This is a genomic window from Sphingopyxis sp. DBS4 (assembly GCF_024628865.1).
GTDB lineage: Bacteria > Pseudomonadota > Alphaproteobacteria > Sphingomonadales > Sphingomonadaceae > Sphingopyxis.
Genome location: NZ_CP102384.1, coordinates 3,927,103 through 3,942,278, shown reverse-complemented (window position 1 = coordinate 3,942,278; position 15,176 = coordinate 3,927,103). Strand labels below are relative to the sequence as shown.

The window sequence follows — 15,176 nt, the reverse complement described above, 5'->3', positions numbered from 1 at the left end:
ACAAGCGGCGCGGGGCAAAGGTGCGAAGGACGCAGGCGCCGCGCGCCGGCTCGATTCGCCGCGAAAAGGAATCCGCTGGTCGGCGCGGGTGCCCGGCTCAGCCCAAAATCCCGGCGCGTCGGCCCGCGCGTTCGAAGCGGGCGAGAATCTCGCCGACCTGATCGCTCGAATGTTCGGCGCAGAGCGAGCAGCGCAGCAGGGTCATGCCCGCGGGAGTCGCCGGCGGGCGCGCGAGGTTGACGTAGAGGCCTTCCTCGAGCAGCGCTTCCCACATCATTGCGCCCTTTTCGAGGTCGGGCATGATGACGGCGATGATCGCCGACTGCGGCTCCTCGGTGCCGAGCGTGAAGCCCAGATCCTTGAGCCCCTTGTGCAGCGTCTTCGAATTTTCCCAAAGGTGCGCGCGCTTGTTCGATCCGTGCATCAGCTTGCGGATGCTCGTCGCGGCGGTCGCGACGACGCTCGGCGGCAGCGAGGCGGTGAAGACGTAAGGCCGGCAGACCAGCCGCATGATTTCGAACTTCGGATGGTTCGAGACGCAGAAGCCGCCGACGGTGCCGACGCTCTTCGAAAAGGTGCCGATGATGAAATCGACGTCGTCGATCACGCCCTGCGCCTCGGCGACGCCGCGGCCATGCTCGCCGATGAAGCCCATCGAATGCGCTTCGTCGACCAGCACCATCGCGCCATTTTCCTTGGCGATGCGGATCATGTCCTTCAGCGGCGCGACGTCGCCGAGCATCGAATAGACGCCCTCAAGCACGACGAGCTTGCCCGCCTCGGGCGGCAGGCGCTTCAGGCGCTTTTCCAAGGCTTCGATGTCGTTGTGGCGAAAGGCGACGATTTCGGCGTCGCCCATCTTGCAGCCGTCGTAGATCGAGGCGTGGCTGTCGATGTCGAGGATGACATAGTCGCCCTTGCCCGCGATCGTCGAGATGATGCCGAGGTTTGCCTGATAGCCGGTCGAGAAGACCATGGCATGATCCATGGCGTAAAACTCTTTCAGCGCGTCCTCGCACGCCTTGTGACCCTGATAGGTGCCGTTGAGGACGCGGCTGCCGGTCGTGCCGCTGCCGAAGCGGTCGAGCGCGTCCTTGCCCGCGGCGATGACGTCCTCGTCGAAGGTCATCCCCATATAATTATAGGTGCCGAGCAGGATCGTCTCGCGCCCGTTGCAGATCGCGACGGTGGGGGAGAGGACTTTCTCCATCACCAGGCTGAACGGATCGGTGACGCCGGTCGCGAGCAGATCTTCGCGCTGCTTGATCAGCGGGTCGAATTTGGAGAAGAGGTCGGTCATCGGCGGGTCAGCCCTGCAGCTTTTCGACCGCGGCGATCAACTGGCCGACAGTCTCGATCTCGGCCTGCTGGTTCATGCTGATGATGATGTCGAACGTGTCCTCGACCTCGGCGACGAAATCCATCACCGTCAGGCTGTCCCATTCAAGGTCGCCGGCAAAGGTCGTCGCGTCGGTAAGGTCGACGCCCTTCTTGTTGAAAGGGGTGATCAGGCCGTAAATCTGGTCCTTGAGGGCGGTGCTCATCGGGTGCGTCCCATATAGATAGAATGTTGCGCGCGGGAATGCCGCGATGCGTCCCGCATGGCAAGCGAATGCGGCGGGAATCGGGCAGCATCTTGCCGTTCCCGACGCTTCATGCCATCCCCGCAAAAGGTCGCGGACAGGGACGGGACTTATATGGACAGCGAAAAATCGGATGCGACGCCGGACCGGCCGGCGATTTCCTTCCCGCCCAATGCGGTGCATCTCGTGCGCACCAACCAGCAGATCACGATGCAATTGTCGCAGATGGCGGACCAAAAGGCGTCGATCCTGATGGGCGCGACCTTCGTCGTCTTCACGCTTGCGGTCGGACAGGCGCGCAGCGGCCCGGGGGCATTCGCGCTGCCGCTGACGGTGCTCGCGACCTTTTCGTTTCTCTCGGCGCTGCTCGCGATCTCGGCGGTGCTGCCGCGTGTCGGCAAGGCGCCGCCCGCCGTCTATCGCGACGGCAAGGATCACAGCAACATCCTCTTCTTCGGCCGCTTCGCGCAGATGGACGAGGATGAGTTCATCGACGCGGTCAAGGCGCGGATGCGGACCGAGGAGGACCTTTACGAGACGATCCTGCGCGATACCTATCAGAACGGCCTGATCCTCGCGCGGCGCAAATATCGGTTTCTGGCCTATGCCTATCGGCTGTTCGTGGTGGGGCTGACGCTGACCTTTCTCGCCTTCGCCTATGAGATGACGGCGATGTGGGTTGGGTAAAAGCCGCGTCATTGCGAGCGAAGCGAAGCAATCCAGAGCGGTTTACGCCACTCTGGATTGCTTCGCTTCGCTCGCAATGACGAAATGAGGGAGCGGCTGTTGCCTTTTTATCACCCCCGCCCCTGAAACCGCGCGCGGCGCTTCACCGCTATTGAACGCCGGAAACCCCGCGCCTATCCGGGCCGGCTATGCTGGAGCAGGCCCACCCCCTGACCGCGGCGCCGCCGCAGAATTTCCGCGCCGAATTTCGCGCGACGCTGGCGCTCGCCTGGCCGCTGGCGGCCGCGAACCTGCTCCAGATGCTCGTCTATGCGATCGACGTCATCTTCGTGGCGCGGCTTGGCGATGCGGCGCTCGCGGCGTCGTCGCTCGGCGTTTCGATCTATGGCCTCTTGCTGTGGACCGGCACCGGACTCGTCGGAGCGTCGGCGCCGCTGATCGCCGCCGAACTCGGGCGGCGCAAGCATAGCGTGCGCGAGGTGCGGCGCACCGTCCGCATGGCGCTGTGGCTCAGCCTGCTCGTCTCGCTCGTCTTCATGGGTGTCTGCGCGGCGGGCGGGCCGATCATGCGCGCGACGGGGCAGGAGCCCGAACTGACCCACCGTGCCGCCAGCTTCCTGCTGCTGCTCATGTGGTGCATGTTTCCGTCGATCGCGGCGAGCGTGCTGCGCATCTTCGTTTCCGCGCTCGGCCGGCCGACGATCGCGACCGCGATCACCTTCCTGGCGCTGTTCGTCAACGGGTTCGGCAATTGGGTATTGGTGTTCGGCCATCTCGGTATGCCCGCGCTCGGCCTCCACGGTTCGGCGCTGTCGAGCATCCTCACCAGCACCGCGATGCTGATCGCTTATGTCGTCGTGATCCAGAGCGACCGGCGGTTGCGGCGCTATCATCTGTTCGGCAACTGGTGGCGCAGCGAATGGAGCCGCTTCACCGAAATCCTGCGCATCGGCACGCCGATCGGGCTGACGATCCTCGCCGAGGCGGGGCTGTTCACCGGCGCGGCTTTCCTGATGGGGCGGATCGGCGAGGCGCAGCTTGCCGGGCATACGATCGCGCTCCAGATCGCGGCGCTTGCCTTTCAGATTCCGTTCGGGGTCGCGCAGGCGGCGACGATCCGCGTCGGGCTCGCATACGGCGCGGGCGACCGCCGCGGCATCGCGCTCGCGGGTCGCGCCTCGCTGGGGCTCGGCATCGGCTTCATGGCGCTCACCGCGCTGTCGATGTGGCTGTTTCCGAGTCTTTTCCTGTCGATCTATGTCGATGTCGGCGATCCGAAGAACGCGCTGCTCGTCGGCTTTGCGATGCAGTTCCTCGTCGTCGCCGCGGCCTTCCAGCTCTTCGACGGTGCGCAGACGGTCGCGGCGGGGGTGCTGCGCGGGCTGCAGGACACGCGCATCCCGATGCTGATCGCGGTCTGCGGCTATTGGCTCGCGGGCTATGGCACCGCCATCTACCTCGGCTTCTGGACGCCGATGGCGGGGGTCGGCGTGTGGATCGGCCTCGCGGTCGGGCTGGTCGTCGTCGCGGCGCTGCTGCTCACGCGGTGGCGGCTGCGGGGGCGGTTGGGGCTGTTGCCTTCATCGGCTGATCGCTGAGTTGTTTTGCTGCGGTCTTTACGCGGCTGATCAGCGCCTTGAACTCTTCACTCGTGATGGCTCGTAGCTGCCGTCCTGTGCAGTCCGGTAGCGCCGAGACATTGCGGAACACGAAATAGCTGTTGGAATCGCTGCTCAGTTCGGCAACCGCCAAGATAGAATGCACCATGTCGTTCCGGCACTCTACCAAAGCGCGAATTTCCGCGATCCGCTGTTTGGCCTTGATGGGATGACGAAATGAAGCCTTCTCTAAAGCGTTGAGCTTCTGGGTCAGCGATTGGGCGGCCGTTCCTTTTGCATCGTGATCGAGCTTCTTGCAGACAACCTCTTCGAGGCGGGCAAAGGCATCGAGCAAATCGCTTCGTAAACGCGCTCCGCGCTCCAGCAACTCCAGTTGGCTGGGCGGTTCAACGTCCTTGATGATAGGAACTTCGCACCCCATCTGGATGCCATAGCCGAGCAGGCGTAAAATTTTCGTTGGACTCCGCTTGACGCCCCACGGGGTGCGACCCATATGCCCGCCTGTTAGCACTCGCCCCGCGTGAGTGCTAAGTGACATCATTTGCACCTCTGGAGGGATATCCATGCAATTTCGTCCGCTGCACGACCGCGTGCTCGTCCGCCGTATCGAAGCCGAGGAAAAGACGGCCGGCGGCATCATCATCCCCGACACCGCCAAGGAAAAGCCGCAGGAAGGCGAAGTCGTCTCGGTCGGTTCGGGCACCCGCGCCGACGACGGCAAGGTCACCCCGCTCGACGTCAAGGCCGGTGACCGCATCCTGTTCGGCAAATGGTCGGGCACCGAAGTCAAGGTCGACGGCGAAGAGCTGCTGATCATGAAGGAATCGGACATCCTCGGCGTCATCGCCTGAGTCCATCCGTCGAATTGAGAGTGAAGTTGCGCAGTTTTCTGCGCCTTTGAAAGGAATGAGCCAATGGCTGCCAAGGACGTTAAATTTTCGCGCGACGCGCGCGAGCGCATCCTGAAGGGCGTCGACATCCTCGCCGACGCCGTCAAGGTCACGCTGGGCCCCAAGGGGCGCAACGTCGTGATCGACAAGAGCTTCGGCGCCCCCCGCATCACCAAGGACGGTGTGTCGGTCGCCAAGGAAATCGAGCTCAAGGACAAGTTCGAGAATATGGGTGCGCAGATGCTGCGCGAAGTCGCCAGCAAGGCGAACGACAAGGCCGGTGACGGCACCACCACCGCGACCGTTCTCGCCCAGGCGATCGTTCGCGAGGGCATGAAGTCGGTTGCCGCCGGCATGAACCCGATGGACCTCAAGCGCGGCATCGACCTCGCGGTCGGCAAGGTCGTCGCCGATCTCGCCGCGCGTTCGACCCCGGTCGCCGGCAATTCGGAAATCGCCCAGGTCGGCATCATCTCGGCCAACGGCGACACCGAAGTCGGCGAGAAGATCGCCGAAGCGATGGACAAGGTCGGCAAGGAAGGCGTGATCACCGTCGAGGAAGCCAAGGGCCTCGAGTTCGAACTCGACGTCGTCGAAGGCATGCAGTTCGACCGCGGCTACCTGTCGCCTTACTTCATTACCAACCCCGAAAAGATGACGGTCGAACTCGCCGATCCCTACATCCTGATCTTCGAGAAGAAGCTGTCGAACCTCCAGTCGATGCTTCCGATCCTCGAAGCCGTGGTGCAGTCGGGCCGTCCGCTGCTGATCATCGCCGAGGATATCGAAGGCGAAGCGCTCGCGACCCTCGTCGTCAACCGTCTGCGCGGCGGCCTGAAGGTCGCGGCCGTCAAGGCGCCGGGCTTCGGCGATCGCCGCAAGGCGATGCTGCAGGACATCGCGATCCTGACCGCCGGCGAAATGATCAGCGAAGACCTGGGCATCAAGCTCGAGTCGGTCACGCTGAACATGCTCGGTCAGGCGAAGCGCGTCACCATCGACAAGGACAACACCACCATCGTCGACGGTGCGGGTGAAGCCGAAGCGATCAAGGGCCGCGTCGAACAGATCCGCGCGCAGATCGAAACCACGACCAGCGACTATGACCGCGAAAAGCTGCAGGAACGTCTGGCGAAGCTCGCCGGCGGCGTTGCGGTGATCAAGGTCGGCGGCGCGACCGAGGTCGAGGTCAAGGAACGCAAGGACCGCGTCGACGACGCGCTGCACGCGACCCGCGCTGCGGTCGAGGAAGGCATCGTCCCCGGTGGCGGCACCGCGCTCCTCTACGCGACCAAGGCTCTCGATGGCCTCAAGGGCGCCAACGACGACCAGACCCGCGGCATCGACATCGTCCGCAAGGCGATCGAAGCGCCGCTGCGCCAGATCGCGGCCAACGCCGGCCACGATGGTGCGGTCGTCGCGGGCAATTTGCTGCGCGAAAACAACCAGGACCAGGGCTTCAACGCCGCGACCGACGTCTATGAAAATCTGAAGGCCGCCGGCGTCATCGACCCGACCAAGGTCGTGCGCACCGCGCTTCAGGACGCTGCGTCGGTGTCGGGCCTGCTGATCACTACCGAAGCGGCGGTCAGCGAGCTTCCCGAAGACAAGCCGGCGATGCCGATGGGCGGCGGCGGCATGGGCGGCATGGGCGGCATGGACTTCTAAGTCCGAACCGTTCGGCGCTCAGTCGAAGAAACGGGGCCGGGGGAGCGATCCTCCGGCCCTTTTCTTGCGCGTCGTGCCCCTGCGAAGGCAGGGGCCCATCATCTGCCGTTGCCCTCATAGCCGCCGGTCGCGGGGAAACGCGTCGTCCGGTGATGGGCCCCTGCCTTCGCAGGGGCACGGTGGCTCTCTCATTGCCAGTTCGTGCTGTCCGGCATAGCTAGACGCTATGAGTCTTCTTCTTGCCTTCGTTCTGCTCGCCGAACCGGCGGTCGCCGATCCCGTACCGCCGCCGGTCGAGCGCTGCGGCTATCGCGTCGTCCAAAGCTATCCGCACGACAGCGCGTCCTTCACCCAGGGCCTGTTCTGGGACGGCGGGCATCTTTACGAAGCCACTGGCCAATATGGCCATTCGCGCATCGCGCGGCTCGACCTCGAAACCGGCAAGGCGCTGGCCGAGACGAAGCTGCCCGACGATCAGTTCGGCGAGGGGATCACGCGCTGGGGCCATCAGATCATCGGTGTGACGTGGCAGAACGGCGTCGGCCATCGCTGGTCGATCAAGGATCTGAAACCGCTCGGCGATTTTGCCTATGATGGCGAAGGGTGGGGCGTCGCCATGGTCGGGGATCGCCTAGTGCTCAGCGATGGTTCGTCCGATCTTCGCTTCCTCGACCCCGCGACGATGAAGGAGCAAGGCCGCGTCACCGTCCGCTTCGGCGGCCGGCCATTGCGCATGATCAACGAGCTCGAAACGATCGACGGACAAATCTGGGCCAATATCTGGATGACCGACCTGATCGTCCGCATCGACCCCGCGAGCGGCGACGTCGTGTCGCTCGTCGACCTTTCGGGGCTGAAGGCGGATGCGGGGGCGCGCGGGTCCGACAGCGTGCTCAACGGCATCGCGTGGGACGCGAAGAAGAAGCGGCTGTTCGTCACCGGCAAATATTGGCCGAAGCTCTACGAGATCGCGCTCGCCGATTGCGGGTAGAGGGCAGATATATTGCGACCCTCATCCCCGCCTTCGTGGGAACGGCGCAGGTAGGAGGCGCCGGACGCCGCCAATCTTTTAGAGTGCTTTCAAGTCAGGTGGAACCAGCTGACGACTCGGAAAACACGGTAAGACAAGAATCTAGAGTGCCGGTTTTGATGCCATCAAAATCGGCACTCTAGAGCAGCACCCGCTCGCCCGTCTGTGCCGACTGCGCCGCCGCCTCGGCCAGCGCCAGCGCCGCGACGCCATCGCGAAAATCGACGAGCGGCGCGGCGCCGTCCAGAATGTCGGCGAAATGCTCGGCCTCGCGGGCGTAGGCAACGGCATAGCGATCGAGGAAGAAATTCTGGAAGCGATCGGCGGCGGCGCCCTTCTCGCCCCACGTCTCGACCGTCGTTTCGAGCTGGTTCTGCGCGCGGATCATGCCTTTCGATCCGAACGCCTCGATCCGCTGGTCGTAGCCATAGCCGCTGCGGCGGCTCGACGAGATCACGCAGAGGCGGCCCGATGCGGTGCGCAGGATCGTCTTCGCGGTATCGGCATCACCCGCCTCGCCGATCGCAGGGTCAACGAGCACCGAGGCGCTGGCGAAGACCTCGGTCACCTCTTCGCCGAGCAGCCAGCGCGCCATGTCGAAATCGTGGATCACCATGTCCTTGAAGATGCCGCCCGACACTTTGACATAATCGACCGGCGGTGGTGCGGGATCGTGGCTGATGATGTGCAGCGTTTCGAGCGCGCCGACCGCGCCGTCCGCCAGCCGCGCCTGCAGGGCCGCGAAATTCGGGTCGAAGCGGCGATTGAAGGCGAGGAAGAGCCGCGCTTTGAGCGCCGCGAACCGCGCCGCCGAATCGCGCGCGGCGGTCAGATCCTGATCGAGCGGCTTTTCGCAGAAGATCGCCTTGCCGGCCTCCGCGGCCGCGAGGCTGTAGGGCAGATGGGTGTCGGTCGAACTGGCGACGACGACGCCGGCGATGGTCGGATCAGCGAGGGCGTCCTCGATCGTCGAAACCTGTGCGCCATATTGGGCCGCAATCTCCGCCGCCGCCTCGGGAAAGGGATCGACGACCCGCGTCAGCCGCAGGCGCGGGTTGGCGGCGAGGTTCGCCGCATGGATTTTGCCGATCCTGCCGGCGCCGATCAGGGCGATGTCGTGCATATTATCCTCTTCCGGTTGAAACCATGTTCCATATCTATATCATATGGAACATATATTCCATAGCTTCGAACAAGCCGCAGGGCGACAGTTGCGTTACAAGTTTTGAACAGATATTCCGTTTTTCCGACCAACGGGGGAGAATGATTTTGACCGACGTCCCGACCGCCCCCGCCTCGGCGGAAGAATTGCGCGCCGAGATCGTGAGCCGATACGAGACGCTGAGCAAGCGGCTCAAGCAGATCGCGCGTTATATCCTCGACGAGCCCAACGACATCGCGCTCGAAACGCTTGCGGTGATCGCCGACCGCTGCGGCGTCCAGCCCTCGGCGATCGTGCGCTTCGCCAAAAGTTTCGGCTTCGAGGGCGCGAGTCAGATGCAGCGTCTGTTCCGCGACGGGCTGCTCAGCAACAATGCCGCGCTCGGCTATTCGGAGCGCGTCCGCCAGCTCGACCAGACGACCAGCGCGCAGGATGCGGAACCCGCGAATCTCCTCTCCGAATTCGTCGAGGGCAACAGCCTTGCGATCCAGAATCTGTTGCAGACGGTCAGCGGTGCCGACATGCGCGCGGCGGTCGACCTGTTGATGGCGGCCGACACCGTGCATGTCGCGGGGTTCCGCCGCTCGTTCCCCGTCGCGTCCTATATCGCCTATTCGCTGCTCCAGGCGGGCAAGCGCGCGGTGTTCATCGACGGAGTCGGGGGGCTGGGGCTGCAGCAGGTGCACGCGATGGGCCCCGACGACCTGCTGATCGCGATCAGCTTTCACCCCTATTCCGAAGAGACGATCGCGGTCGTCAACGCTGCCAAGGCGAGCGGCGGCCGCGTCCTCGCGATCAGCGACAGCCTAGTCAGCCCGGTCGCCAAGCCCGCCGAACATGTCCTGCAGATTCGCGAGGCGGAGGTGCGGAAATTCCGCTCGCTGTCGGCATCGATGTGTCTCGCGCAGGCGCTCGTCATCAATTTCGCCTTCGAAGCAACACGCGCCGACGGCAAGGCGCGCGAGGACGGACCGGCATAGCTATTTCATTGCCACCCCAACATGAAACATATGTTGCAAACATTCTAAAAGTGGAATAAGCGTTTCAGACCAAGGAAGGATGGTCTCGAAAGCGATGACGCAACAAGGGCAGGAACGGGGCGGAGAGGGCCGGCTGGATGTCGTCACGCTGGGGCGCGCGGGGATCGACCTATACGGCGAACAGATTGGCGGGCGGCTCGAGGATATGGCGAGCTTTGCCAAATATATCGGCGGCAGCCCGACCAACACCGCGGTCGGCGCCGCGCGCCTCGGCCTGCGCGCCGGGCTGATCACGCGTGTCGGCGCCGATCATTTCGGTCGCTTCATCGTCGAGGAGCTCGAACGCGAAGGGGTGTCGACGCGCGGCGTCCGCTCCGACCCCGACCGGCTGACCGCGCTCGTTTTCCTCGGTATCCGCGATCCCGATACCTTTCCGCTGATCTTCTACCGTGAGAATTGCGCCGACATGGCGCTGGCCGCCGACGATATCGACCCCGATTTCATCGCTTCGGCCGGCGCGCTGCTGATCAACGGCACGCACCTGTCGCAACCGGGCGTGTTCGCGGCGAGCCTCAAGGCGGCGACGCTGATGAAGGCGGCCGGCGGTCGCGTCGTTTTCGACATCGATTACCGGCCGGTGCTGTGGGGGCTCGCGGGCAAGGACAATGGCGAGGACCGCTTCGTCGCGGATAGCGGCGTGACCGAAGCGCTCCAGCGCGTACTGCCGCTCTGCGACCTGATCGTCGGCACCGAGGAGGAGATTCATATCCTTGGCGGCTCGACCGACACGCTCGCCGCGCTCCGTGCGATCCGCGCGAAGAGTGCGGCGCTGCTCGTCTGCAAGCGCGGCGCTGACGGCTGCATAGCCTTTCCCGGCGATATCCCCGCATCGCTCGACGCCGGGGTCGTCGGCCGCGGCTTTCCGATCGAGGTGTTCAACGTGCTCGGTGCGGGCGACGCTTTCATGGCCGGCTTCCTGCGCGGCTGGCTGAAGGACATGCCGCTCGAAAAATGCTGCGAGATCGCCAATGCGTGCGGTGCGCTCGTCGTGTCGCGGCACGGCTGCGCCCCGGCAATGGCGTCGTGGGACGAATTGCAGCATTTCCTCAGCCGCGAATGGCCGCACCGCTTGCGTGAAAGTGCCGAGCTCGAACAGCTCCACTGGTCGACCAACCGCCACGGCGAGCGCGATGAACTGACGGTCCTTGCGATCGATCACCGCAGCCAGTTCGACGATCTGCTCGCCGAACTCGGCGAAAGCGACGAGGCGCGGGTCCATCATTTCAAGAATCTGGCGCTCGAGGCGCTGCACCGCATGGGCGCGGGCGATCCCAATTACGGCGTGCTGCTCGATGGGCGCTTCGGTGCGCGCGCGCTCGAGGCGGCGGCCGATCATCCCTATTGGATCGGGCGGCCGATCGAGGTGCCGGGGTCGCGTCCGCTGCGCTTCGAAGGTTCGCCCGATGTCGGCATGACGCTGCGCGACTGGCCGACCAACCATGTCGTCAAATGCCTCGTCTTCTATCATCCGGACGATGATGCCGAGATGCGCGCGCGGCAGGACCGGCAGATAGCGCGGCTGTTCGACGCGTGTCGCCGCACGCGTCACGAATTTCTGCTCGAAATCATCGCCTCGAAACATGGGCCGGTCGACAGCGGCACGATCGCCTCGGTGATCGACCATATCTATTCGCTCGGCATCTATCCCGACTGGTGGAAGCTCGAACCGACGACCGATGCCGCCGCCTGGGCCGCGAGCGAGGCCGCGATCCTGCGCCACGATCCGCTGTGCCGCGGCATTGTTCTGCTCGGCCTGTCGGCGCCGCAGGACGAAGTGCTCGCGGGCATCGTCGCCGCCGCCGCCTTTCCGCTGGTCAAGGGCTTCGCGGTCGGCCGGACGATCTTCCACGACGTCGCGCAGCAATGGCTGACCGGCGCGATCGACGACGAGGCGGCGATTGCCGCGCTCGGCGCCAATCTGCGTGTTCTTGCCGATGGCTGGCGCGCGGCGCGCCGTGCTAAGGTGGCGGCATGAGCAGGACTGTCAGATTAACGATGGCGCAGGCGCTGTCGCGCTGGCTCGCGGCGCAGCGGGTCGAGATCGATGGCGTCGAACTGCCCTATTTCGCGGGCATGTGGGCGATCTTCGGCCATGGTAATGTCGCGGGGATGGGCGAAGCGCTCGCCGGGATGGAAGACACGCTTCCGACGTATCGCGCGCATAACGAACAGGGGATGGCGCACGCGGCGATCGCCTTTGCCAAGGCGAGCCGTCGTCGCCGCGCGATGGCGTGCACGACCTCGATCGGCCCCGGCGCGACCAACATGGTGACCGCGGCGGCACTCGCGCACGTCAACCGGCTGCCCGTGCTGTTCCTGCCCGGTGACGTCTATGCCAGTCGCCGTCCCGATCCCGTGCTCCAGCAGATCGAGGATTTTGCTGACGCGACGGTCAGCGCAAACGACTGCTTCCGCCCGGTCTCGCGCTATTTCGACCGTATCACGCGGCCCGAACAGATCATCGATGCGCTGCCGCGCGCGATGGGTGTGCTGACCGATCCGGCGCTGTGCGGGCCGGTGACGCTGGCGCTTTGTCAGGACGTGCAGGCCGAGGCTTATGACTATCCCGAGAGCTTCTTTGCTCCGCGCCTTTGGCGTCAGCGCCGTTCGCGCGCAGACCGCGCGGAATTTGACCGTCTCGTCGAAGCGGTCCGCACCGCAAAGGCGCCGCTGATCGTCGCGGGCGGCGGCGTGCTTTATTCCGGGGCTGAGGCGGTGCTGGCCGACCTCGCGGCGCAGACCGGCATCCCGGTCGCCGAGACGCAGGCGGGGAAGGGTGCGCTGGCGTGGGATCACCGCCAGGCGCTCGGCAGCATCGGCGTCACCGGGACGAGTGCGGCGAATGCCGCGGCCGAGGCCGCCGACCTGATTATCGGCGTCGGTACCCGGCTGCAGGATTTTACCACCGGATCGCGTACGCTCTTCGCGGGCAAGCGGCTGATCCAGGTCAACATCGCCGTGCCCGACGCGATCAAGCAGGGCGCCGAAGCGGTCGTCGGCGATGCGCGCGAAACGCTCGAAGCCCTGACCGAAGCGCTCGCCGATTGGCGGGTCGAGGCGGCATGGGGCGACGCGAACCGCGCTGCAGTTGCTGAATGGAACGCCGCATGGGACGCCGCGACCACGCCCGGTACCGCGCTGCCCTCCGACGCGCAGGTGATCGGCGCGGTGTGGCGGCAGGCGGGCGAGGACGCCACTGTTGTGTGCGCCGCGGGCGGGCTGCCCGGCGAACTCCACAAGCTTTGGCGGAGCCACCGCCCGGGCGGCTATCATGTCGAATATGGCTTTTCGTGCATGGGTTACGAGGTCGCAGGCGGACTTGGGGTCAAGATGGCCGACCCGGCGCGCGACGTCATCGTGATGGTCGGCGACGGCAGTTATCTGATGCTCAACTCCGAACTCGCAACCTCGGTGATGCTCGGGCACAAGATCATAGTCGTGCTGCTCGACAACCGCGGCTACGGCTGCATCAACCGGCTGCAGCAGGGAACGGGCGGGCGTCCGTTCAACAATCTGCTCGCCGACGCGGCGCATGCCGTGCTGCCTGAGATCGATTTCGCGGCCCATGCCCGTAGCCTCGGTGCGGGGGCCGAGAAGGTCGGCGGCCTCGCAGACCTCGACGCCGCGCTCGGCCGCGCCAAGGCGTCGGCCAAAAGCTACGTGATCGTCATCGACACCGATCCCGCGATCACCACCGAGGCGGGCGGCCATTGGTGGGACGTCGCCGTACCCGAAGTGTCGACGCGGGCCGAAGTGCAGGCCGCGCGGCGCGACTATGAACATCGAATTGACGGAGAGAGGCAATGACGATCCGCTGGGGCGTGAGCCCGATCGCCTGGTGCAACGACGACATGCGCGAACTGGGCGGTGATACGACGCTCGACGAACTGCTAACCGATGTTCGCGACATCGGCTTCGACGGGGTCGAGCTGGGCAATAAATTCCCGCGCGATCCCGAAACGCTCGCGCCGATCATGTCGAGCTATGGCCTCGACATCGTCAGCGGCTGGTATTCGTCGAATCTTCTGGTGCGCGACGCCGATGCCGAGATTGCGGCGCTGGCGAAGCATCTCGCGCTGCTCGAATATATGGATTCGAGCGTCTTCATCCTCGCCGAGACGTCGAACGCGGTCCACGGTGACCGCTATGGCAGCCGGCTCGACACGCATCCGGTGCTGCCCGCCGCCGACTGGAAGCAGTTCGGCGAGCGGTTGAACACCGTCGCGCGCTTCATCACCGATCGCGGACTGCGTTTCGCCTATCACCATCATCTCGGCACCCTCGTCGAGACGAAGGACGAGCTCGAGCGCTTCTTCGATGCGACCGGCGATCATGTCGGGCTGGTGCTCGACACGGGCCACGCGCTGTTCGGCGGGATCGAGCCGATCGACGTGATCAAGGCGCGCCCCGAGCGCGTCGCCCACGTCCATTGCAAGGATGTGCGGACCGCGAAATATGACGAATTTCTCGCGAATGGGACGAGCTTCCTCAATGGCGTCGTCGGCGGCATGTTCACCGCGCCCGGCGACGGCGACTATGATTATGCGCCCTTCATGCGCGCGCTCGCCGACATGGATTATTCGGGCTGGATCGTGATCGAGGCCGAACAGGACCCGGCGATTGCCAATCCGCGCGAATACAGCCAGCTCGGCCTCGACACGCTGAAGCGGCTCGCGCGCGAGGAGGCGCTGGTCTGATGTCGCTGCTCGTCCGCCCGCACGCCCCCGACGACGATGGCACGCTGCTCGACATCACGCCCGAAAGCGCGGGCTGGACATATGTCGGTTTCCGCGTTGTCCGGCTGGCCGCGGGTGCGCGTTACAATCATGTCGAGGACGGGCGCGAGGCGTGTCTCGTGATCCTGACCGGAACGGTGTCGGTCGATGCGGGCGGCGAGCATTTCGGCGATATCGGCGGGCGCGAGACGGTGTTCGATGGCGCCGCGACCTCGGTCTATGTCCCCGCCGGTCATCGCTATACGATAGGGGCGGCGTCCGATGCCGAAGTTGCGATCTGCACCGCGCCGGGAACCGGCGCCGGCGCGGTGCGGTTGATCCGCTCCGACGCGGTCGAGGTGCGCGGGCAGGGCACCAACACGCGCCACGTCCGCAACATCCTGTCCGATGCCGATGAGGCCGAAAGCCTGCTCGTCGTCGAGGTGATCACGCCCGGCGGCCACTGGTCGAGCTATCCGCCGCACAAGCACGACCGCGACGCCTTTCCCGAGGAGACCTTCCTCGAGGAAACCTATTACCACCGCCTGTCGCCGCCGCAGGGCTTCGCCTTCCAGCGCGTCTATACCGACGAACGCGACATCGACGAGACGATGGCGGTCGAGGACGGCGACGTCGTGATGGTGCCGCGCGGTTATCATCCGGTCGGCGCGCCGCACGGATATGATCTTTATTATCTGAACGTGATGGCGGGACCCCGGCGCAACTGGGTGTTCCGCAACGACCCCGCGCACGAGTGGATCGTGCGCCAGTAAGGAAGAGCG

The 15,176-nt window shown here is 65.0% G+C and carries 14 protein-coding genes; 10 read left to right on the top strand and 4 right to left on the bottom strand.

The window, feature by feature from the left end:
- Nucleotides 1-97: 97 nt before the first annotated feature.
- Both NP825_RS19040 and NP825_RS19035 read right to left on the bottom strand, forming a co-directional pair.
- Nucleotides 98-1,300: an aminotransferase class I/II-fold pyridoxal phosphate-dependent enzyme gene (locus NP825_RS19040; RefSeq protein WP_257546572.1), complete on the bottom strand. Its 1,203-nt coding sequence runs from the start codon at nt 1,298-1,300 to the stop codon at nt 98-100.
- A gap of 7 nt (nt 1,301-1,307) precedes the next feature.
- Nucleotides 1,308-1,544 carry an acyl carrier protein gene (locus NP825_RS19035; RefSeq protein ID WP_257546570.1) on the bottom strand — a complete coding sequence of 79 codons (237 nt, stop codon included), beginning with the start codon at nt 1,542-1,544 and terminating at the stop codon, nt 1,308-1,310.
- A 153-nt stretch (nt 1,545-1,697) separates the two neighbouring features.
- Here NP825_RS19035 and NP825_RS19030 point away from each other — a divergent pair, with 153 nt between their 5' ends.
- Nucleotides 1,698-2,270, top strand: coding sequence for a Pycsar system effector family protein (locus tag NP825_RS19030; RefSeq protein ID WP_257546568.1), 573 nt, complete (start codon nt 1,698-1,700; stop codon nt 2,268-2,270).
- A 188-nt stretch (nt 2,271-2,458) separates the two neighbouring features.
- Entirely contained in the window at nt 2,459-3,868 is a 1,410-nt protein-coding gene (locus NP825_RS19025; protein WP_257546566.1) for an MATE family efflux transporter, read from the top strand.
- On the opposite strand, the gene NP825_RS19020 is transcribed toward NP825_RS19025, so the two are convergent.
- On the bottom strand, nt 3,810-4,382 hold the full coding sequence (locus tag NP825_RS19020) for a hypothetical protein (protein ID WP_257546564.1): 573 nt from the start codon (nt 4,380-4,382) through the stop codon (nt 3,810-3,812). The genes NP825_RS19025 and NP825_RS19020 overlap by 59 nt on opposite strands.
- Before the next feature lie 70 nt (nt 4,383-4,452).
- Here NP825_RS19020 and groES point away from each other — a divergent pair, with 70 nt between their 5' ends.
- From groES to NP825_RS19005, 3 genes are all read left to right on the top strand, one after another.
- On the top strand, nt 4,453-4,740 hold the full coding sequence (gene groES, locus NP825_RS19015; protein ID WP_037554105.1) for a co-chaperone GroES: 288 nt from the start codon (nt 4,453-4,455) through the stop codon (nt 4,738-4,740).
- Nucleotides 4,741-4,803: 63 nt separating this feature from the next.
- Nucleotides 4,804-6,447 (top strand): chaperonin GroEL, encoded by a 1,644-nt coding sequence (groL, locus tag NP825_RS19010; RefSeq protein WP_257546558.1) that lies wholly within the window; start codon nt 4,804-4,806, stop codon nt 6,445-6,447.
- A 226-nt stretch (nt 6,448-6,673) separates the two neighbouring features.
- Nucleotides 6,674-7,438: a glutaminyl-peptide cyclotransferase gene (locus NP825_RS19005; protein WP_257546556.1), complete on the top strand. Its 765-nt coding sequence runs from the start codon at nt 6,674-6,676 to the stop codon at nt 7,436-7,438.
- Between the two features lie 178 nt (nt 7,439-7,616).
- Here the strand turns inward: NP825_RS19005 and iolG are convergent, their stop codons facing one another.
- Entirely contained in the window at nt 7,617-8,600 is a 984-nt protein-coding gene (gene iolG / locus NP825_RS19000) for an inositol 2-dehydrogenase (protein WP_257546554.1), read from the bottom strand.
- A 146-nt stretch (nt 8,601-8,746) separates the two neighbouring features.
- Here iolG and NP825_RS18995 point away from each other — a divergent pair, with 146 nt between their 5' ends.
- From NP825_RS18995 to iolB, 5 genes are all read left to right on the top strand, one after another.
- Nucleotides 8,747-9,619: a MurR/RpiR family transcriptional regulator gene (locus NP825_RS18995; RefSeq protein ID WP_257546552.1), complete on the top strand. Its 873-nt coding sequence runs from the start codon at nt 8,747-8,749 to the stop codon at nt 9,617-9,619.
- A gap of 94 nt (nt 9,620-9,713) precedes the next feature.
- A complete protein-coding gene (gene iolC / locus NP825_RS18990) occupies nt 9,714-11,654 on the top strand; it encodes a 5-dehydro-2-deoxygluconokinase (RefSeq protein ID WP_257546550.1) in 1,941 nt (646 codons plus the stop codon).
- Entirely contained in the window at nt 11,651-13,486 is a 1,836-nt protein-coding gene (gene iolD / locus NP825_RS18985; RefSeq protein ID WP_257546548.1) for a 3D-(3,5/4)-trihydroxycyclohexane-1,2-dione acylhydrolase (decyclizing), read from the top strand. Before iolC ends, iolD begins: the two co-directional genes overlap by 4 nt.
- Nucleotides 13,483-14,376, top strand: a complete 894-nt coding sequence (gene iolE / locus NP825_RS18980) for a myo-inosose-2 dehydratase (RefSeq protein ID WP_257546545.1) — start codon at nt 13,483-13,485, stop codon at nt 14,374-14,376. The genes iolD and iolE overlap by 4 nt, the downstream gene beginning before the upstream one ends.
- Nucleotides 14,376-15,167: a 5-deoxy-glucuronate isomerase gene (gene iolB / locus NP825_RS18975; RefSeq protein WP_257546543.1), complete on the top strand. Its 792-nt coding sequence runs from the start codon at nt 14,376-14,378 to the stop codon at nt 15,165-15,167. Before iolE ends, iolB begins: the two co-directional genes overlap by 1 nt.
- The last annotated feature ends 9 nt before the right edge of the window (nt 15,168-15,176 follow it).

Coding starts and splice junctions, on each gene's coding strand:
- groL (WP_257546558.1), top strand. CDS start 4,804: ATGGCTGCCAAGGACGTTAAATTTTCGCGCGACGCGCGCGAGCGCATC.
- iolD (WP_257546548.1), top strand. CDS start 11,651: ATGAGCAGGACTGTCAGATTAACGATGGCGCAGGCGCTGTCGCGCTGG.
- NP825_RS19040 (WP_257546572.1), bottom strand. CDS start 1,300: ATGACCGACCTCTTCTCCAAATTCGACCCGCTGATCAAGCAGCGCGAA.
- iolC (WP_257546550.1), top strand. CDS start 9,714: ATGACGCAACAAGGGCAGGAACGGGGCGGAGAGGGCCGGCTGGATGTC.
- NP825_RS19005 (WP_257546556.1), top strand. CDS start 6,674: ATGAGTCTTCTTCTTGCCTTCGTTCTGCTCGCCGAACCGGCGGTCGCC.
- NP825_RS19020 (WP_257546564.1), bottom strand. CDS start 4,382: ATGGGTCGCACCCCGTGGGGCGTCAAGCGGAGTCCAACGAAAATTTTA.
- iolB (WP_257546543.1), top strand. CDS start 14,376: ATGTCGCTGCTCGTCCGCCCGCACGCCCCCGACGACGATGGCACGCTG.
- iolG (WP_257546554.1), bottom strand. CDS start 8,600: ATGCACGACATCGCCCTGATCGGCGCCGGCAGGATCGGCAAAATCCAT.
- iolE (WP_257546545.1), top strand. CDS start 13,483: ATGACGATCCGCTGGGGCGTGAGCCCGATCGCCTGGTGCAACGACGAC.
- NP825_RS19030 (WP_257546568.1), top strand. CDS start 1,698: ATGGACAGCGAAAAATCGGATGCGACGCCGGACCGGCCGGCGATTTCC.
- groES (WP_037554105.1), top strand. CDS start 4,453: ATGCAATTTCGTCCGCTGCACGACCGCGTGCTCGTCCGCCGTATCGAA.
- NP825_RS19025 (WP_257546566.1), top strand. CDS start 2,459: ATGCTGGAGCAGGCCCACCCCCTGACCGCGGCGCCGCCGCAGAATTTC.
- NP825_RS19035 (WP_257546570.1), bottom strand. CDS start 1,544: ATGAGCACCGCCCTCAAGGACCAGATTTACGGCCTGATCACCCCTTTC.